We start from the raw sequence: 17,800 nt of genomic DNA on the forward strand, positions 1-17,800 counted from the left end.
CGGTGTCCGTGCGCTCAGCCGCGCAGCACGCGACCGTTGCTGTCCGTGCGGTCGTTGCTCACGAGGAAGATGATGCCGTCGATCAGCGCCCAGAAGCCGAGACCGCCGCAGGTGAGGAGCTGGGCGATGCCCACGCCGGTGTTGCCGACGTAGAAGCGGCCGATGCCGAGACCGCCCAGGAAGATCTGCAGGATGCCCGCGACGATCTTGGACTTGTCGGAGTACGGGCGCCCCTGCGGGTCGAAACCGTAGGGGGCGTCAGGGGTGGGGACGCTCATGGCGGGTGCTCCTGGGAGTGCCGTAGGGATTTCGGGCAGGAGAGACCCCACGGCGAAGTGCGTGCCCCGTCGTCCCCCCTGTGCGTGGTGATCGTAGGGAGACGGAGCGGGCATGCAGGAGTACGATCGAACGATCGTTCCCGTACCGTGATCAATGGTGGATGTTGCGCACCACGCACCATGTCACCGCGAGCCCCAGGACGACCGCCTGCGCGCGGGGGCTCAGCCGGGGCTGCCAGCGGCGCCCCCGCAGCCCCTCCAGCGCCCAGCGCCCCAGGAGCGCCAGCGCCCACGGCGAAGCCAGCAGCAGGGCGCGGTTGTCCAGCCACGCCTGGGAGAGGTGACCGTGCATCAGGTCGTAGACCATGCGGGTGCCGCCGCAGGCGGGGCAGAGCAGCCCGGTCACCAGCCGGAAGGGGCAGCCGGGCAGGAGATGACCGGGCTGGTGCGGATCGGTGCCGTAGAGGTACGCGGCACCGGCGGCACCGGCGGCGAGCACCGCCAGGGGCGCCGCCGCCGGGTGGCGAAGCGGGAAGCGGGGCACGGCCGTCAACTGCGCAGGATGCGGCCCTGGGCGTCGGTCTGGTTGTCGTTGACCAGCAGCATGATGCCGTCGATCAGCGCCCAGATGCCGAAGCCGCCGCAGGTGAAGAGCTGCGCCAGACCCATGCCGACGTTGCCGAGGTAGAAGCGGCCGACACCGAGGCTGCCCACGAAGAGCTGGAGCACGCCCGCGACGATCTTGGACTTGTCGGAGTACGGGCGCCCGTAGGGGTCGTAGCCGTAGGGGGCGTGGGGGTCGCCGGTGTAGGTGCCGGGCGGGACGGCGCCGGGGGGCGGCGGGTAGTAGCCCTGCTGGTAGCCCGGCGGCTGCTGGTAGCCCTGCTGGTAACCGCCCTGCTGCTGGTAGCCGGGCGGCGGGAACGGCGGGGGCTGGTTGGGGTAGCCGTACCCGGGCGGGCCCGGCTGCTGGGGGCCGGGCTGACCGGGCTGCTGGGGACCCGGCTGCTGAGGCTGCTCGCTCAAGGCGACTGCTCCTGGGGATCGTTGCGACAAGACGATTATTTCGGATCATCATGCCAGGCGGTCCGGCGGCTTGGTTGAACACGTTCAAAAAGAGGTCTACAGTCATGCCCTGTCAGCGTTTTGAACGCGTTCAAGAAGGGGTGGGGCATGGACCGCACCGTCATCGCCTACGTCATCTACCTGGCCGTCAGCATCGGACTGACCGTCTGGGTGGCCCGTACGCTCAGCCGCAACGGACGGATCTTCCTGGCGGACGTACTGCGCGGCGACGAGAAGCTGGCCGACGCCGTGAACCATCTGCTGGTCGTCGGCTTCTACCTCGTCAACCTCGGCTTCGTGGCGCTCTATCTGAGCAAGAGCGGGGAGATCGAGGACACCCGCGGCATCTTCGAGGCCCTGTCCACCAAGCTGGGCGTGGTGCTCCTGGTCCTCGGCGTGATGCACCTGGGCAACGTGTACGTGCTCAACAAGATCCGTCGGCGGGGGCTGATGGAGCGCGAGACCAACCCGCCGGTGGGACCGCAGAGCTGGGTCCCGCCGATGGCGCCTCCGGCGGCCGAGGCGTGAGCGCCGCTCAGGACCGGGGCGGTGTGGCCGCCCCGGTCCACGGGCTCACCGTCCTCTACGACGCCGAGTGCGCGCTGTGCCGGCACGTACAGGACTGGCTGGCCAGACAGCCCAAGCTGGTGCCGGTGCGCCTGGTCGCCGCCGCGTCCGCCGAGGCGCGCGAGCGGTTCCCCGGGCTCAGGCCGGCCGACACCCTGGAGCAGGTGACCGTAATCGGCGACGCCGGACAGGTCTACCGGGGCGCCCGCGCCTGGATCGTCGTCCTGTGGGCGCTGCGCGAGCACCGGGCGCTGGCGCACAAGCTGAGCACGCCTGCCGGAATGCGCCTGGCGCGAGGCGCGGTCCTGGCCGCCGCCAAGTACCGGGGCAGGCAGTGGGGCGGCAAGGGGACGTACCGCCGCGCCGACGGCTGGTGGTACGACCCGGTGCGGGGCTGGGTGCACACCTCCCAGTCCTGTTCCGACGGCTCCTGCCCCACTGGTTAGGCTCTTCTACCGTGCCCGCGAAGAACGACGGCCCCGACGCGGCCGGACCCCAGACCAAGTCCGAGCAGACCCGCGCGCTCATCCTGGAGACCGCGATGCGGCTCTTCCAGGAGCGCGGCTACGACAAGACGACGATGCGGGCCATCGCCACAGAGGCGGGGGTCTCCGTGGGCAACGCCTACTACTACTTCGCGGGCAAGGAGCACCTGATCCAGGGCTTCTACGACCGGATCGCCGCCGAGCACCAGGTGGCGGTCCGGGAGATCCTGGACCGGGAGACCGACCTGGAGGCGCGGCTCGCGGGCGTGCTGACCGCGTGGCTGGACGTCGCCCGGCCTTACCACGAGTTCGCCGTCCAGTTCTTCAAGAACGCCGCCGACCCGGACAGCCCGCTCAGCCCCTTCTCCCCCGAGAGCAGCCACGCCCGGGAGGAGGCGATGCGCGTCCACCGCGAGGTCCTGGCGGGCTCCAAGGCGAAGGTCGCGCCCGAACTCCGCGAGGTCCTGCCCGAGTTGATGTGGCTCTCCCAGATGGGACTCGTCCTCTACTGGGTCTTCGACCGCACCGAGAACCGCGAACGCAGCTACCGCCTCGCCCGCCGCGGCGCCCGTCTCACCGCACGCGGTGTGGCGCTGGCCCGCTTCCGCGTGCTGCGTCCGCTCGTTTTGGAGGTACACGAATTGTTCACCGACTTCCTGCCGGGGATGACCAAGGCGCTGCCGGACCCGGGGAAACGGTCATGACGAGTTCACTGCTCACCCCGCGAGGGCGGGTCCGCTCGGGTGGCGGGGGTACGGCGGCTGACAGCGGCGGGGGTGCGGCGGCGGGCAGCACGGAGCCCACCGCGATCCTGGACTGGCGCCACCCCTCGGTGTCCGCGCTGCTGCGGGAGATCTCCGTACCCCTTGACGGAGAGAGCCCCGCCGCCGACCCCGTGGCGACCCTGCGCCGGGCACACCGGTGGATCGCCGGAGCCGTCCGCCCGGTGTACTCGGTACAGGACGAGCGCCCGGTGTCCGATGTGCTGCGCCGCCGCCGGGGCTCGTGCAGTCAGCGGCTCGCGGTCCTTGAGTCCTTCGCGCGGGCGTCGGGGGTGGCGACGCGGGTGCGGGGGCTGGTGGTGGACGGGCGGTACTGGTACCCCCGCTTTCCCACCCTCCGCCGTCTCGTCCCCGACCAAGTGGTGCTGGCGTGGCCGGAGTTCGCGCTGGACTCCGCCTGGCTGCCCGTCTCGGAACTCTTCGGCGGGCTGGACGAGTTGAGCGCCCGTCCCGGCGGCGGGTTCACCAACTCCGGCGCGGAGACCCTCTTCGACGCGGTCTCCCGTACGGCGATCGACTGGGACGGCACGACCGCCTGCCCGGCGGACTCCGCCTCCTGCGACCTCTCCGCCCACGTCCTGACGGACCTCGGCCACTTCGACTCCCGCGACGAGCTGTTCGCCCGCCATGGCCAGACCCTGTGCTGGACGGCACGGCTCGTGGCGGAACCGGTGCTGGGGCGCCGGTCGGCGGGGGCGCGGTGACACCGGGGCAGTCCACGCGGCACGGCGGCGGCGGTTACTCGCTCGCTCCCGTGCTCGCCGCCCTCGGCGCCTACGGGGGCACCGTGTGGACCGCCCGGTCCTGGGCGAGCTGCCCGCTCGGCAACGACGCGAGCAACCATGTCGGGCTGTGGATGACGACGGCGGTCGTATGGCTCTGCCTGACGCTGCTGCTGCTCCTGCTCCAGTACGCGCTGCGCCGCCTGCCGCTTCCCGGCGGCCAGTGGCTCGGTCTGCTCACGGGCGCCCTCGCACTGACCCTGCTCTACCGCCTCGGGATGGACTGGCCGTACCACCCGCCCGGCGGCGACTGCATGGAGGGCTACCCGCTCTTCCCGTTCACGGGCAAGACGGGACCGGGCGGAGCCCCCTAGGGCCTGTCCGGCAGCGAGCGCCGGTTCACCAGACCACGGGCAGCTCCAGGGGAAACCGCCGGATCGTCTCGGTGTCCCAGCGCACTTCCTCCGGCGGCACCGCCGACCGCAGTCCGGGGAAGCGCTCCAGGAGCCGCCCGATGGCCACTTCGAGTTCTGCCATGGCCAGGGGCACGGCGATGCAGCGGTGTCCGCCCCAACCGAACGTCATGTGCGGACGACTGGGGCGGTGGATGTCGATGACGTCCGGGTCCGGATAGCGCTCGGGATCGCGGTTGGCCGCGAGGTACGACACGTGGACGAAGTCTCCCGCCCGGATCCGCGCGCCGCCCAGTTCCAGGTCCTCGACAGCCAGCCGGGGGATTCCGACGCCGTTGCGGAACGGGATGTGGCGGAGCATCTCGTTCAGCACGTCGGTCAGGTCCTCGGGCCTGCGCCTGAGGTGGTCCGTCAGTTCGGGGCGGGTGAGGAGCAGGTAGACGATGTTGCTGATCTGGCAGGTAGCCGTGTCCTGCCCGCTGAGCGCCAGGGTCAGGGCGGTGACCGCCAGTTCCCGGTCGCTGAGGCAGTCCTCGCCGTCACGGGCTTCGGCCATCAGGCTGATGAGGTCCTCGCCCGGTGACTTCCGGCGCTGTTGGACGAGTTCACCGAAGTACGACGTGAGGTCGGTCTTGGCCGCCGCGGCGGCTTCCTTGGTGCCGGCGCCGACGACCAGCAGCCGGCGCACGGAATCCTGCATGCGCGCCCAGTCCTCGCGCGGGACGCCGAGCAGGTCCATGACGGTGTGCTGGGGAAGCGTGTCGGCCAGCATCTCCACCACGTCGGCCGGTGGACCGTGCTCCTCCATCTCGTCCAGCAGGCTGTCCGCGAGCCGGACGATCCGGGGCCGCATCTCATCGGCCCGCTGCTGGGTGAACGCCTGCGAGACCAGTTGGCGGACACGGCTGCTGTGCGGCGGGTCCATGACGTTGATCGACTCGGGCGAGACGATGGGCTCCGGCGTCAGCCGGGGGTAGTCGTGGGCGATGATGCCCGCCCGGCTCAGCCGGGGGTCCGTGGTCACCCTTTTGACGGCATCGAAGCCGGTGACGATCCAGGCGTCGGCGTCGCCGTAGGGAAGTCTGATGCGGGCAGGGGCATCCCGTCGCATCAGGTCGGCAAGCGCGGGATCGAACTCAAGCGCCTCATTGAAATCGAACGGGCACTCGATTGCCCTTTTGTCGCTGGGCACCAGGGGGCTCCTCCGAGTTCGGAACGGGTGGGGGGAAGGGTGGCGTCCCTTGCGGACGGGGTCCCAGGCGATACGTCATAGGCGATACGCACGGTCACAGGGAGTCCGTTGATTACGCAGAGTAGGCGCGATCAGAGTGTGGCCGGGTGCCGGGGAACTCCGAAGCCGCCACGCCGCGTGTCGGGTCGCGGGCCGTGGGGCGCGGCGTCAGGGTGACTGGGGGAACCCTCTGCAGAGAGCGAGTGAGCGATGGCCGACGTCACCACCCCGTACGCGACCGGCACCCCGTGCTGGGTCGACCTGATGGCGCAGGACCAGCAGGCCGCGCTGGACTTCTACCGTGACCTGCTCGGCTGGCAGGGCACGGCGGGACCGGCCGAGTTCGGCGGTTACGCGGTCTGCGAGCTGCTGGGCAAGCCCGTGGCGGGCATCGGTCCGGCGATGGCGCCGGAGGGGATGCCGGAGCCGCCCACCGTCTGGACCAGCTACCTCGCCAGCACCGACGCCGAGGCCACCCAGGACCAGATCGTCGCCGCGGGCGGCACCCTGCTCGTCCCCGTGATGGACGTCGGCACGCTGGGGCGGATGCTGGTCGCCGCCGACCCGCAGGGCGCGGTGTTCGGCGTCTGGCAGCCGGGCGATTTCTTCGGCGCGGGCGTGGTCAACGAGCCCGGCGCCCTCACCTGGAACGAGCTGCACACGACGGACGTGGAGGCAGCCGCCGCCTTCTACGGCGACGCGTTCGGCATCGACATCGTCCCGGCGGACGGCGTCGACTCGTACTGGGAGCTGCACGTCGGGGACCGCACGGTCGGCGGCGCCACCCTCCTCGCCAACGACCCGCCGAACACCCCGCCCCACTGGCTCACCTACTTCGCGGTCGACGACGTCGACTCCACGGTGGACGCGCTGGTCAAGCGCGGCGGCACCGTCCTCGCCCCGCCGTTCGACATGGTGGCCGGCCGCATGACGGTCGTCGCGGACCCCCAGGGCGCCCCGTTCGCCCTGATCAAGCCGCGACCGCGCGGCTAGGGCGGTTCTTCCGGCAGCACCCGTTCAAACGGACGCGTCGCCCGCGATGAGCTGCCGGTGCGACTCCTGCAACCCCTCCGGCAACGCGTCCGGGCTGCACCACCGCGCCTCCAGGATCTCGAACTCGTCGATCTTCAGGGTGCCGCCGACGTACCGCGCCTCGTACGCCACCTCCAGGCGGAGCCGGTAGCCGCTGAGCAGTCTCACCAGGCGGCCGGGCTCGACGTCGAGCCCGGTCTCCTCCTTGACCTCCCGTACGACGGTGTGCGCGAACTCCTCGCCCTTGACGGCGAACCCCGTGGGCAGTCCCCACGCCCGGTCCGGCGGCCACATCCGGTGCCGGAGCAGCAGCACGCGCCCCGCGTCGTCCCGTACGACCCCGGTGACGCCCACCATGAACTTGGCGTTCGCGAACCACAGGATCCGCCATTGCACCGGACCCCGGATGCTCCGCCACAGCCGCGCGACAACTCGCTTCATGGCCAGGCCCTCTCGCTTCGCGTGCCGACATCGTCCCTCATGATCGCAGTCGTGCCGCGGTCAAAAAGGGTTGGACGGGACGACGCCCGGGCTTGTAGCTTGCGAATCGACCGTGACACCGGCTCAGGAGGTGAGACCCATGAACGCAGTAGCGATGTGGGTGCTCCCCCTTTCCCGTCACGGCCGGCGATCGATGTAGGTGTCGCCGGGAGCGCCTCGACAACAAGGCACTCCCGAAAGGCAACACCTCATGCATGCTCCGCACTTCACCGCCGAGTCGTTCTCGGACGGCGTCGCCGAGCGCGACTTCCGCCTGGGTGAGATCCCCGGCGTTCTCTGGTCGCCGGTCTCCGGCGCCGATCGCGCACCGCTGGTCCTGATGGGGCACGGCGGCGGCGCTCACAAGAAGCACCGGGCGATGATCGGCCGGGCTCACCTCCTCGTGCGTGACTGCGGCTTCCATGTCGCCGTCGTCGACGCGCCCGGTCATGGCGACCGGGCGCGTGACGCCCAGGACGAGCGGGACGTCGCCGCGCTGCGCGGGGCGCAGGCGGCGGGCGAGCCGGAGGCGCCCGTCGTCGTGCCGTACAACGCGCGGCTGGCGGAAGCCGCCGTGCCCGAGTACCGGGCGGTTCTCGACGCGCTGCAGGGGCTCCCGGAGATCGGTGCCGAGGGACCGGTGGGGTACGTCGGTATCGGGCTCGGCATGGCGATCGGGGTGCCGTTGGTCGCGGCTGAGCCCCGGATCACGGCGGCGGTCTTCGGGATGGCGTGGCCCGACGCGCTGTTCGACGCGGCGCGGCGGATCACCGTGCCGGTCGAGTTCGACGTGCACTGGGACGACCAGCGCATCCCGCGTGAGGCGAGCCTCGCGCTGTTCGACGCCTTCGCCTCGACCGAGAAGTCGCTGCACGCCAACGCGGGCGACGACTTCGACTTCCCGGGGGTCGAGTCCGCCAGCGCGGCCCGCTTCCTCGCCCGGCACCTGGGGCGGAGGGTCACCTCGGCGGTCTGACGGACGGTGAAGGGCAGCGGCGTCCGGGCGGTCGGTCGATCCGTCCGTCCGCCGGGCGCCGCTGCCTCCGCCCGGCATCAGGGAGCGCCCCGGTCAGGGAACCAGCGGTCCCGCCAGCACGCCCAGCCCCGCCGCGCGGTCCCCGGTCCAGGTCAGCACGTCGGTGTCCCGGGGTGTGCGGCTCCACAGCATCAGCAGCAGGTCCTCGGCCGTGCCGGAGACCTCCGCCAGGGGCTCGCCGGGACCGTGGGTCCAGGAGGCGCCGGAGTCGGTGGCGGTGAGGCGCACCGCCTGGGTGGGAGCGGTCGCGGCGCCCTTGGAGATCATGCGGGGCGCCATCGTGTCGAAGACCTCCGCGACGCCGTCGGCGGCGAGGGCGGGGTCCATCGGCTTGGCGGAGCCGAGGGCGTGCTCGGCGTCCCAGCGGTGCATCAGCGTCTCCTGGGTGCGGCGCCGGAGCCAGAAGCCGACCGTGCGGGGCAGGGCGAAGGTCCACGCCTCGGTGCCGGGATCGACCGAGAGTGCCTGGACGAGTGCGTCCGCCGACTCGGCGTACCAGGACGTGAGGTCCGCCCGGTCGCGGGGCGCGGCGCTCTCGTCGTAGCCGCGCCCGTGCCGCTCCCGCACCGCCGTGACCACCCACAGGTTCCCCGCACCCATGTGGACGGCGAGGTCCGCCAGCGTCCAGTCGCCGCAGTGCTCGACCGGGGCGGACAGGTCGCCGTCCAACGCGGCGCCGAACGCGTCCAGTTCACGTCGAAGTTCCGTCAGGTAGTCCACGGCGCCAAGGTACCGCCCGCCTACGCGCTCGTCGCCGCCAGCTCGATCACGGTCACGTCCGAGGGCGCGTCCACGCGGGTCGGCGGTCCCCAGGCGCCCGCGCCCCGGCTGACGTAGAGCTGGGTGTCGCCGTAGCGCTCGAGCCCCGCGACGGTGGGGTTCGCGGCGGCAGCGATCAGGTTGCCGGGCCAGAGCTGGCCGCCGTGGGTGTGGCCGGAGAGCTGGAGGTCGACGGCGTGGCGTACGGCTTCGTGGATCTGGACGGGCTGGTGGGCGAGGAGGACGCAGGCGCGGGCGGGGTCGCGACCGTCGAGTGCCTTGGCGAAGTCCGGTCCCTGGCCCTCGCTCTCGCCCTGGAGGTCGTTGACGCCCGCGAGGTCGAAGTACGGCATCTCGGTGCGGGCGTTCTCCAGCGGGTGCAGACCGAGGGTGCGGACCTCCGCGACCCACTGGGCGGCGCCGGAGAAGTACTCGTGATTTCCCGTGACGAAATAGGCGCCGTGGCGCGCCTTCAGACCCGCCAGCGGAGCCGCAGCCGGACCCAGGTTCTTCACGCTGCCGTCGACCAGGTCGCCCACCACGGCGATCAGGTCCGGCTGGGTGGAGTTGACCGTGTCCACGACCCGCTGGGCGAAGTCGCGGCCGAGGACCGGGCCGAGGTGGATGTCGCTGACGACCGCGATCCGGTAGCCGTGCGCCGCCCTCGGCAGCTTCGCCAGCGGCACGGTGACGCGTTTGACGCGCGGACCCCGGAGCACGCCGTACGTCCCCCAGCCGACCGTCCCGACCGCCACCCCGGCGACGACGCCGCCGGCCACCCGGGAGACGAAGAGGCGGCGGGAGAAGTCCTGGGGCTGAGGGGTGACCGGGGGCGCGGTCACCACGGTGTCCGTCGCCGGGGACGGCGCGGCGGGCGGCTGCTCCGCAGCCGAATCCGCAGCCGAATCCGAAGCTGACGACTTTCCGGTCTCCGGCACCGGCACCGGCACCGCCGCCGCGCTCTCGACCGAACCGCGCCCACGCCGTCGAACCGCCCACCACCGCACCGGCTCCGCCGCCACCGTCGTCAGCAGCAGATACAGCGCCAGCGCCATCCACAGGAACCCCGGCCACGCCAGCGCCCGCTGGAGCCAGAAGGGCGCCCCGGAGCGTTCCGCCACCAGCGCGGCGACCATCAGCAGCGGACCCGCCGTGAAGAGCGCCGTACCCGCGCGGCGTGCCGGACCGGGGGCGCGGGTCGTGTCGCGGACCAGGCGGCGCCAGACGTAGTGGTGCAGGGCCACCACCGCTGCCAGGACGGCCAGGGCGACCAGTACGAAGACGATGACCACCGAGACCGCTCCCGTCCTTGACTTGTGGATGTTCTACCAGTCGGCCGGATCCACCGGGGCGCCGGGAGAGCGGCGGTCCGTACGGCGCCCTAGGGCGCCGTCCCCTCAGGCGTCCGCCATGACGTCCGCTATGACGTCCGCCGCAGTGCGCGCAGTCCGCGCAACCCGATCACTCCGACGACGGTCCCAAGGATGAAGGAGACGATCGCCAGCAGCAGGTGCACCCAGAAGTACGCCGTGGGGTGGCCGTTGTCGAAGGCGAGACCGCTGCCGTCTGCCACGAGATTCTTGACGAAAGTGACCCAGATGATCCACGACCACACCCCGAAGGCGAGCAGGAACCAGGACACCGGGCGGCTGAGCTTCATGCCTCCAGTATCGCCGCCCCCTGGCCGGTTCCTGGCCCGGGGTGGGGTGGGGAGCGGGACTTCACACGGCGTGGCAGGTACGTTCTCGACCGTGTTCGCACCTCAGAAGATCGGCAAGCGATCCTTGTTGATCACTTCCGCCACTTTGCTGGCCGTTTCCGTGACGACGACGCTCACGGCACCGGCAGCCCTCGCCGCCCCCAAACCCTCCGGGAGCCCGACGGCCACCCCCACCGCCACTCCCCCGGCCGGGATGTCCAAGGTCGGCGGCGAACGCCTCGGGCAGCCCGGCACGCAGGTCGACCTCGCGAGCGGCGTCCCCGTGCTGCCCAAGGACCTCACCGCCCGCTCCTGGATCGTCAGCGACGCGGAGTCGGGCGAGGTGCTCGCCGCGCACAACGCGCACTGGCGGCTGCCCCCGGCGAGCACCCTGAAGATGCTGTTCGCGGACACGATCCTGCCCCGTTTCCCCAGGTCGGAGACGTACAAGGTGGCGCCCGCCGATCTGGCGGACGTCGGCGCGGGCTCCAGCGTGGTCGGGATAAAGGCGAACCGGACCTACTCCGTGCACGACCTCTGGCTCGGCGTCTTCCTGCGCTCCGGCAACGACGCCGTCCACGTGCTGTCCGCCATGAACGGCGGCGTCCCCGCGACCGTCAAGGACATGCAGGCGCACGCCGACCAGCTCCAGGCACTCGACACCCACGTGGTCAGCCCCGACGGCTACGACGCCGACGGTCAGGTCTCCTCGGCGTACGACCTCTCGCTGTTCGCCCGCTCCGGGCTGCAGAAGAAGGACTTCCGGGAGTACTGCTCGACCGTGCGGGCCAAGTTCCCGACCGGCACCGCGCAGAAGGGCAAGGGCAAGGCGGTCACCGAGTACGACGAGATCCAGAACACCAACCGGCTGCTCAGCGGCGACACCGACGTGCCCGTCTACCAGGGCATCGCCGGGGTGAAGAACGGCAACACCACCCACGCGGGCGCCACCTTCACCGGCGTCGCCGAGCGCGGCGGCAAGGTGCTGCTCGTCACCGTGATGAACCCGGAGAAGCACGAGCACAACGAGGTCTACAAGGAGACGGCCAAGCTGTTCGACTGGGGTTTCCAGGCGGCCGGGAAGGTCCAGCCGGTGGGGACGCTGGTCCCGCCGAAGAACGCCGTCACCGCGTCCCCCGAGGCATCGGCGGGCGCGCCGTCCCCCGCCGCCCCGAGCACCGCTCCCGGCGCCGCCGGAGCCGAACCCGTCGCCGGTGCCGCCGTCGAGGGCGGTCACCGGGGCGCCGGGACCGCGCTCGCCGTCGCGGGCGGACTGCTCGTGCTGCTCGCGGGCGCGGCGTTCCTGGTCAACCGCCGCTGGCCGCTGCCCGACCTGCTGCGCCGCCGGAGCCGTCCGTGACCTCGCCCGAGGGCTTTTCCTCCTCCTTGCCCTCCTCGCTGGTCGTCGCCGTCCAGGCGGCGCTGTAGAGCAGCAGCTTGCAGGTGAAGTTGATCCACAGCAGCAGGGCGACGGGGACGCCGAAGGCGCCGTAGACGCTCTTGGCGGCGACGCCCTGGATGTAGCCGCTGAGCAGCAGCTTGAGCAGTTCGAAGCCGACCGCGCCGAGCAGGGCGGCGACGATCAGGCGGCGGCGCGGGGGTTCGACGCCGGGCAGCAGGGTGAGGGCGTAGAGCAGGACGAGGAAGTCGGCGAGCACGGCGACGGCGAAGGCGGCGGCGCGCAGCAGCGCGGTGCCCCAGCCGTGCTCGTCCAGACCGATCTGGTGCGCCACCCAGCCGATGGCCGCCGAGGCGAGGGTGGAGGCGGCGAGGGTGACCAGCAGGGCGCCGCCGAGCCCGATCAGGATGCCGGCGTCCTTGATCTTGGCGACGATCGGGTTGATGCCCCGGTCGGGCAGCTCCCAGACCGCGCGCAGACAGTCCCGGATCTGTCCGACCCAGCCGATACCGGTGAACAGCAGCGCGGCACCGGCGATGAGACCGACCGTCCCGGCGTTGTGCACCAGTCCGCCGAGGTCCAGTTGGTCGGCCAGACCCGGGAACTGGGCGGCGATCTGCTTCTCCACCGTCTTCTGCCGCGACGGACTGAGCGTCGCGGCGGTGATCGCGGCGGCCACGGTCAGCAGCGGAAACAGCGCGACGAAGCTGACGAACGTCATCGCGGCAGCCAGCCAGGTCCAGTTGACCCGGTCCAGGCGCGCGTACGACCGCCATGCGTGCGTGGTCATCATCCAGGTGACGACCGGCCCGATACCGGGGAGCTTTTTCAGCCAGTCCATGATCCGTCTCTGCCCTCGTCGCGGGAACTCCATGTGCCGGTACCCCGATCCGCCGGTCCGGCACCGCACTTGTACCGCGTCTCATTAATCACCCATTGCGGGGAGCCCGGCGGTGCCTTGCGGCGTATCACCCATATGCGGGCGATACGGTCACGGGCATGTCTGCTGTCTCCGGACCTCCCCGGTCCCTGCTCGTTCTCGGCGGCGCCTCGGAGATCGCGCTGGCGACTGCGCGCCGCCTGGTCGCCCGCCGTACCCGCACCGTCTGGCTGGCGGGGCGTCCCTCCGCCGCGCTCGACCGGGCGGCGGCGAACCTGCGCGGGCTCGGTGCCGAGGTGCGTACGGTCGCCTTCGACGCGCTGGAGCCCGAGTCCCACGAGACGGTGCTGGGGAAGGTGTTCGCGGAGGGGGAGGTGGATCTGGTGCTGCTGGCGTTCGGGCTGCCGGGCGACCAGGCGCGCGACGAGTGCGATCCGATGCGTGCCGTCCGTCTCGCCCAGACCAACTACACCGGCGCCGTCTCCTCAGGTCTTGTCGCCGCCCGCGCGCTCCAGGACCAGGGGCACGGCGCGCTGGTCGTCCTCTCCGCCACGGCGGGGGAACGGGCGCGGCGCACCGACTTCATCTACGGCTCCAGCAAGGCTGGTCTGGACACCTTCGCGCAGGGTCTGGGGGACGCGCTGTACGGCACGGGTGTCCATGTGATGGTCGTACGGCCCGGGTTCGTGCGGACCGCGAAGACGGCGGGGCTCGGTCCGGTGCCGTTCTCCACCACCCCCGAGGCGGTCGCGGCGGCCGTCGAACTCGGGCTGCGGCGGGGCTCGGAGACGGTGTGGGTGCCGGGGACGCTGCGCCCGGTGATGGCGGCGCTGCGGCACACGCCGCGGGCGCTGTTCCGTCGGCTGCCGCTCTGAGAACCGGTCAGCGGCTCGCGATCGTGCCGCGCCCCGCCGGGTGACCCGCCTGCGGCGGTACGACAGGGGCGCCGAACTGGTAGTCGCGCAGCCTGCCCCACACCCCGTCGGGTCCCTGCTCGTAGAGCGCGAACCCGGCGCAGGACCACTCCGCCTCGAACCCGGCCAGTTCCTCGAACGCGCGGTCCATGGCGGCGTCTTCGATGCCGTGCGCCACGGTCACGTGCGGGTGGTACGGGAACTGCAGCTCACGCGGGACCGGTCCGGCGGTGTCCCGGACCCGCTGCTGGAGTTCCGCGCACTCCTCGGCGCCGCGCGCCACACGCACGTAGACGACGGGCGACAGCGGGCGGAAGGTGCCGGTGCCGGACAGGCGCATCGGGAACGGGCGTCCGGCGGCGGCGACGGCGGCGAGATGGGCGTCCACGGCCGTCAGGTCCGCCGCGTCGACCTCGGTCGGCGGCAGCAGGGTGACATGGGTGGGGATGCCATGGGCGGCGGGGTCACCGAAGCCCGCGCGCCGCTCCTGGAGCAGGCTGCCGTGAGGCTCCGGGACCGCGATCGACACGCCGATCGTTACGGTCCCCACGTCGTCTCCCGTCGTCACGTGTTGTCCGGCCGGCCACCTGTGCCCCGGCCACCGGCTATCGACTGTACGGCCACGGCCGTCCCCCGGGCAGGCGCAACGGACGTGATGTACGGCGCTTCTCCCCCTGGGACACGCGTGCGGTCGTACGCCCCGGGCGACTGGTGCGTCCGGGACCCCGCTCAGTGCGCGTATGTGCCGCGCGCGCTCAGTGCTTGGCGGGCAGGAAGCCCACCCGGTCGTACGCCTGTGCCAGCGTCTCGGCGGCGATGGCGCGCGCCTTCTCCGCGCCCTTGGCGAGGACGGCGTCCAGCGTCTCGGTGTCGTCCAGGTACTGCTGGGTGCGCTCGCGGAACGGCGTCACGAACTCGACCATGATCTCGGCGAGGTCGGTCTTGAGGGCGCCGTACATCTTGCCCTCGTACGCCTTCTCCAGGTCGGCGATCGACGTGCCGGTGAGGGTGGAGTGGATGGTGAGGAGGTTCGACACGCCGGGCTTGTTCTCGGGGTCGAAGCGGATCACCGTGTCGGTGTCGGTGACGGCGCTCTTGACCTTCTTCGCCGTCGCCTTCGGCTCGTCGAGCAGGTTGATGAGCCCCTTCGGCGTGGACGCCGACTTGCTCATCTTGACGCCCGGGTCCTGGAGGTCGTAGATCTTCGCCGTCTCCTTGAGGATGTACGGCTTCGGGATCTCGAAGGTCTGGCCGAAGCGGCCGTTGAAGCGCTCGGCGAGGTCGCGGGTCAGCTCGATGTGCTGGCGCTGGTCCTCACCGACCGGGACCTCGTTGGCCTGGTAGAGCAGGATGTCCGCGACCTGGAGGATCGGGTACGTGAAGAGACCGACGCTCGCGCGGTCGGCGCCCTGCTTGGCGGCCTTGTCCTTGAACTGGGTCATGCGGGACGCCTCGCCGAAGCCGGTGAGGCAGTTCATGACCCAGGCGAGCTGGGCGTGCTCGGGGACGTGGCTCTGCACGAACAGGGTGCAGCGGTCGGGGTCCAGACCGGCGGCGAGGAGCTGGGCGGCGGCGAGGCGGGTGTTGTCCCGCAGCTCCTTCGGGTCCTGCGGGACCGTGATCGCGTGCAGGTCGACGACCATGTAGAAGGCGTCGTGGGTCTCCTGGAGGGCCACCCACTGGCGCACGGCGCCGAGGTAGTTGCCGAGGTGGAACGAGCCGGCGGTGGGCTGGATTCCAGAGAGCACGCGAAGCTTTTCAGCGGGGGCCATGGTGCCCATTCTCTCAGAGGCTGAGGGTGTGGATGGCCCGGGTGGTGGGGGATGGTTCCGGTGCGCGGGGGACTGCGGCGCCGTTGTGGCTGGTCGCGCAGTTCCCCGCGCCCCTAGGGAGATCTAGCCCAGGTCGATTTCGGGGTAGAGGGGGAACTCCGCCACCAAATCCGTCGCTCGCTTCGCGATCTCGTCCGCGGTCTTCGGGTCCAGGATGTGCTGGGCCTTGGAGGGGGCGCCGGACTTCGTGGTGCCGGGCTGGGTGGTCGTGAGGACGCGGTCGATCAGGCCCGCCACCTCGTCCATCTCCGCCGTGCCGAGACCACGGGTGGTGAGCGCGGGGGTGCCGACGCGGATGCCGGAGGTGTACCAGGCGCCGTTGGGGTCGGCGGGGATGGCGTTGCGGTTGGTGACGATGCCGGACTCGAGGAGCGCCGCCTCCGCCTGGCGTCCGGTGAGCCCGTAGGAGGCGGCGACGTCGATCAGGTTGAGGTGGTTGTCGGTGCCGCCGGTGACCAGGGTGGCGCCGCGCCGCATCAGGCCCTCGGCGAGCGCGCGGGAGTTGTCCACGATCCGCTGGGCGTAGTCCTGGAAGGACGGCTGACGCGCCTCCGCCAGGGCGACCGCCTTGGCGGCCATCACGTGCGGGAGCGGACCGCCGAGGACCATCGGGCAGCCCCGGTCGACCTGGTCCTTGAGGGAGTCGTCGCACAGGACCATGCCGCCGCGCGGTCCGCGCAGGGACTTGTGGGTGGTGGTCGTGACGATCTGGGCGTGCGGGACCGGGTCGTAGTCGCCGGTGAGGACCTTGCCCGCGACCAGACCCGCGAAGTGCGCCATGTCGACCATGAGCGTGGCGCCGACCTCGTCCGCGATCTCGCGCATGATCCGGAAGTTCACCAGCCGGGGGTACGCCGAGTAGCCCGCGACGAGGATCAGCGGGCGGAACTCGCGCGCCTGGGCGCGCAGCGCGTCGTAGTCGATGAGACCGGTGGCCGGGTCGGTGCCGTAGGAGCGCTGGTCGAACATCTTGCCGGAGATGTTCGGGCGGAAGCCGTGGGTGAGGTGACCGCCCGCGTCCAGGGACATGCCGAGCATCCGCTGGTTGCCGAACGCCTGGCGCAGCTCTGCCCAGTCGGCCTCGCTGAGGTCGTTCACCTGGCGTACGCCCGCCTTCTCCAGGAAGGGGACCTCGACGCGGTCGGCGAGGACCGCCCAGAAGGCGACGAGGTTGGCGTCGATGCCGGAGTGCGGCTGGACGTAGGCGTGCCGGGCGCCGAAGAGTTCGCGGGCGTGCTCGGCGGCGAGGGACTCGACGGTGTCGACGTTGCGGCAGCCCGCGTAGAAGCGGCGGCCGACGGTGCCCTCGGCGTACTTGTCGCTGAACCAGTTGCCCATCGCGAGGAGGGTGGCCGGGGAGGCGTAGTTCTCGGAGGCGATCAGCTTGAGCATGTCGCGCTGGTCGTGGACCTCCTGGCCGATGGCGTCCGCGACGCGGGGCTCCACGGCGCGGATGACGTCGAGGGCGGCGCGGAAGGCGGTGGACTCGGCGGAGCCGGACGGGGTGGCGTTCTCGGGCATGGGGACCTCCGGACAGGGCGCGTCAGTGTGTCGGCGTGTTCGGTTCGGCCCAGGCGCACGGCACTGTCTCGCTCGGGCCGCTTCCCGATGGTCGGTCCCATCCCAGCGCGCCAGTCACGGCCCACGGCCACCATACCGGCGATGCCCTGCGGGCGGCGGACGGTCCGGGGAGCGGACGGGGGGCGGGCGGGGGGCGGGCGGGGCGCGGGTAGGGGGCGGGCGGGGGCGGACGCGCGACCCCGGGGCTACCTGGCAACCCGGGTCTACCCGGGGACCGACCGGGAGCTGCCCGGCGACCGGGGACTGCCCGGCGACCGGGGACTGCCCGGCGATCGGGGACTGCCCGGCGATCGGGGGCTCCCCAAGGACCGGGGGCTGCCTGGCGACCGGGGACTGCCCAGGGACAGACCGGGGGCTGCCCAGCAACCGGGGACTCCCCAAGGACTGGGAAGCTGCCCCGCCCGGGGAGCAGACGGGGCGCGGGCAGAAGGCGGGCGGGGGCGGACGCGGCGACCCCGGGGGCTGCCCGGCAATCCGGGGCTACCCAGGGACCGGGACTGCCCAGCAACCGGGGACTGCCCAGGAACCGGGAGCTGCCCAGCAACCGAGGGCTCCCCAGGGACCGGGAGCTGCCCAGTGACCGGGGACTCCCCCAGGGACCGGCGGCTGCCCAGTGACCGGGGACTCCCCCAGGGACCGGCGGCT

Annotated in this window: 21 protein-coding genes and 1 riboswitch; of the genes, 9 read left to right on the forward strand and 12 right to left on the reverse strand. The window is 71.7% G+C overall.

All coding sequences use genetic code 11. The features are described 5' to 3' along the window. Nucleotides 1-14: 14 nt before the first annotated feature. The 3 genes from IF655_RS27895 to IF655_RS27905 form a co-directional block, all read right to left on the reverse strand. Nucleotides 15-278, reverse strand: coding sequence for a TM2 domain-containing protein (locus tag IF655_RS27895; RefSeq protein WP_199587903.1), 264 nt, complete (start codon nucleotides 276-278; stop codon nucleotides 15-17). Nucleotides 279-429: 151 nt separating this feature from the next. Further along, nucleotides 430-831 (reverse strand): DUF2752 domain-containing protein, encoded by a 402-nt coding sequence (locus tag IF655_RS27900; RefSeq protein WP_206776528.1) that lies wholly within the window; start codon nucleotides 829-831, stop codon nucleotides 430-432. Next, nucleotides 828-1,304 carry a TM2 domain-containing protein gene (locus tag IF655_RS27905; RefSeq protein WP_199587904.1) on the reverse strand — a complete coding sequence of 159 codons (477 nt, stop codon included), beginning with the start codon at nucleotides 1,302-1,304 and terminating at the stop codon, nucleotides 828-830. The genes IF655_RS27900 and IF655_RS27905 overlap by 4 nt, the downstream gene beginning before the upstream one ends. 147 nt (nucleotides 1,305-1,451) lie before the next feature. On the opposite strand from IF655_RS27905, the gene IF655_RS27910 reads away from it, so the two are divergent. Genes IF655_RS27910 through IF655_RS27930 form a run of 5 tightly spaced genes read left to right on the forward strand, consistent with a single transcriptional unit; the run spans nucleotide 1,452 to nucleotide 4,273 of the window. Then, a complete protein-coding gene (locus IF655_RS27910; protein ID WP_199587905.1) occupies nucleotides 1,452-1,871 on the forward strand; it encodes a hypothetical protein in 420 nt (139 codons plus the stop codon). Continuing rightward, nucleotides 1,868-2,356, forward strand: a complete 489-nt coding sequence (locus tag IF655_RS27915) for a DCC1-like thiol-disulfide oxidoreductase family protein (RefSeq protein ID WP_199587906.1) — start codon at nucleotides 1,868-1,870, stop codon at nucleotides 2,354-2,356. Before IF655_RS27910 ends, IF655_RS27915 begins: the two co-directional genes overlap by 4 nt. A gap of 11 nt (nucleotides 2,357-2,367) precedes the next feature. Further along, on the forward strand, nucleotides 2,368-3,099 hold the full coding sequence (locus IF655_RS27920; RefSeq protein ID WP_199587907.1) for a TetR/AcrR family transcriptional regulator: 732 nt from the start codon (nucleotides 2,368-2,370) through the stop codon (nucleotides 3,097-3,099). Next, entirely contained in the window at nucleotides 3,096-3,881 is a 786-nt protein-coding gene (locus IF655_RS27925) for a transglutaminase domain-containing protein (protein ID WP_199587908.1), read from the forward strand. The genes IF655_RS27920 and IF655_RS27925 overlap by 4 nt, the downstream gene beginning before the upstream one ends. Continuing rightward, entirely contained in the window at nucleotides 3,878-4,273 is a 396-nt protein-coding gene (locus tag IF655_RS27930; RefSeq protein WP_199587909.1) for a hypothetical protein, read from the forward strand. Before IF655_RS27925 ends, IF655_RS27930 begins: the two co-directional genes overlap by 4 nt. Before the next feature lie 25 nt (nucleotides 4,274-4,298). Here IF655_RS27930 and IF655_RS27935 read toward each other — a convergent pair whose 3' ends face one another. Beyond that, nucleotides 4,299-5,507: a cytochrome P450 gene (locus IF655_RS27935; protein ID WP_242488967.1), complete on the reverse strand. Its 1,209-nt coding sequence runs from the start codon at nucleotides 5,505-5,507 to the stop codon at nucleotides 4,299-4,301. A gap of 246 nt (nucleotides 5,508-5,753) precedes the next feature. Between IF655_RS27935 and IF655_RS27940 the strand changes: the two genes are divergently transcribed. Continuing rightward, nucleotides 5,754-6,536, forward strand: coding sequence for a VOC family protein (locus IF655_RS27940; protein WP_199587910.1), 783 nt, complete (start codon nucleotides 5,754-5,756; stop codon nucleotides 6,534-6,536). Between the two features lie 24 nt (nucleotides 6,537-6,560). Here IF655_RS27940 and IF655_RS27945 read toward each other — a convergent pair whose 3' ends face one another. Further along, nucleotides 6,561-7,016 (reverse strand): NUDIX domain-containing protein, encoded by a 456-nt coding sequence (locus tag IF655_RS27945; RefSeq protein WP_199587911.1) that lies wholly within the window; start codon nucleotides 7,014-7,016, stop codon nucleotides 6,561-6,563. 250 nt (nucleotides 7,017-7,266) lie between these two features. Here IF655_RS27945 and IF655_RS27950 point away from each other — a divergent pair, with 250 nt between their 5' ends. Then, entirely contained in the window at nucleotides 7,267-8,031 is a 765-nt protein-coding gene (locus IF655_RS27950; RefSeq protein ID WP_199587912.1) for a S9 family peptidase, read from the forward strand. 93 nt (nucleotides 8,032-8,124) lie between these two features. Here the strand turns inward: IF655_RS27950 and IF655_RS27955 are convergent, their stop codons facing one another. The 3 genes from IF655_RS27955 to IF655_RS27965 form a co-directional block, all read right to left on the reverse strand. Continuing rightward, nucleotides 8,125-8,811 (reverse strand): maleylpyruvate isomerase family mycothiol-dependent enzyme, encoded by a 687-nt coding sequence (locus tag IF655_RS27955; RefSeq protein ID WP_199587913.1) that lies wholly within the window; start codon nucleotides 8,809-8,811, stop codon nucleotides 8,125-8,127. A 20-nt stretch (nucleotides 8,812-8,831) separates the two neighbouring features. Then, nucleotides 8,832-10,142, reverse strand: coding sequence for a metallophosphoesterase (locus IF655_RS27960; RefSeq protein ID WP_199587914.1), 1,311 nt, complete (start codon nucleotides 10,140-10,142; stop codon nucleotides 8,832-8,834). Between the two features lie 128 nt (nucleotides 10,143-10,270). Further along, entirely contained in the window at nucleotides 10,271-10,510 is a 240-nt protein-coding gene (locus IF655_RS27965; protein WP_199587915.1) for an SCO4848 family membrane protein, read from the reverse strand. A gap of 91 nt (nucleotides 10,511-10,601) precedes the next feature. Between IF655_RS27965 and IF655_RS27970 the strand changes: the two genes are divergently transcribed. Continuing rightward, a complete protein-coding gene (locus IF655_RS27970; RefSeq protein WP_374100403.1) occupies nucleotides 10,602-11,909 on the forward strand; it encodes a D-alanyl-D-alanine carboxypeptidase family protein in 1,308 nt (435 codons plus the stop codon). On the opposite strand, the gene IF655_RS27975 is transcribed toward IF655_RS27970, so the two are convergent. Then, nucleotides 11,857-12,789, reverse strand: coding sequence for a YihY/virulence factor BrkB family protein (locus tag IF655_RS27975; RefSeq protein ID WP_199587917.1), 933 nt, complete (start codon nucleotides 12,787-12,789; stop codon nucleotides 11,857-11,859). The genes IF655_RS27970 and IF655_RS27975 overlap by 53 nt on opposite strands. Before the next feature lie 158 nt (nucleotides 12,790-12,947). On the opposite strand from IF655_RS27975, the gene IF655_RS27980 reads away from it, so the two are divergent. Further along, nucleotides 12,948-13,703: an SDR family NAD(P)-dependent oxidoreductase gene (locus tag IF655_RS27980; RefSeq protein WP_199587918.1), complete on the forward strand. Its 756-nt coding sequence runs from the start codon at nucleotides 12,948-12,950 to the stop codon at nucleotides 13,701-13,703. A 7-nt stretch (nucleotides 13,704-13,710) separates the two neighbouring features. Here IF655_RS27980 and IF655_RS27985 read toward each other — a convergent pair whose 3' ends face one another. From IF655_RS27985 to IF655_RS27995, 3 genes are all read right to left on the reverse strand, one after another. Next, complete coding sequence (locus IF655_RS27985; protein ID WP_199587919.1) at nucleotides 13,711-14,292, reverse strand: 2'-5' RNA ligase family protein; 582 nt, start codon at nucleotides 14,290-14,292, stop codon at nucleotides 13,711-13,713. 205 nt (nucleotides 14,293-14,497) lie between these two features. Next, complete coding sequence (trpS, locus tag IF655_RS27990; RefSeq protein WP_199587920.1) at nucleotides 14,498-15,523, reverse strand: tryptophan--tRNA ligase; 1,026 nt, start codon at nucleotides 15,521-15,523, stop codon at nucleotides 14,498-14,500. Nucleotides 15,524-15,637: 114 nt separating this feature from the next. Next, on the reverse strand, nucleotides 15,638-17,095 hold the full coding sequence (locus IF655_RS27995) for a glycine hydroxymethyltransferase (RefSeq protein ID WP_199587921.1): 1,458 nt from the start codon (nucleotides 17,093-17,095) through the stop codon (nucleotides 15,638-15,640). 40 nt (nucleotides 17,096-17,135) lie between these two features. Beyond that, nucleotides 17,136-17,223: riboswitch (ZMP/ZTP riboswitch) on the reverse strand. Between the last annotated feature and the right edge of the window lie 577 nt (nucleotides 17,224-17,800).

Origin of the sequence: Streptomyces sp. DSM 110735 (assembly GCF_016482685.1) — a bacterium.
Lineage (GTDB): Bacteria > Actinomycetota > Actinomycetes > Streptomycetales > Streptomycetaceae > Streptomyces.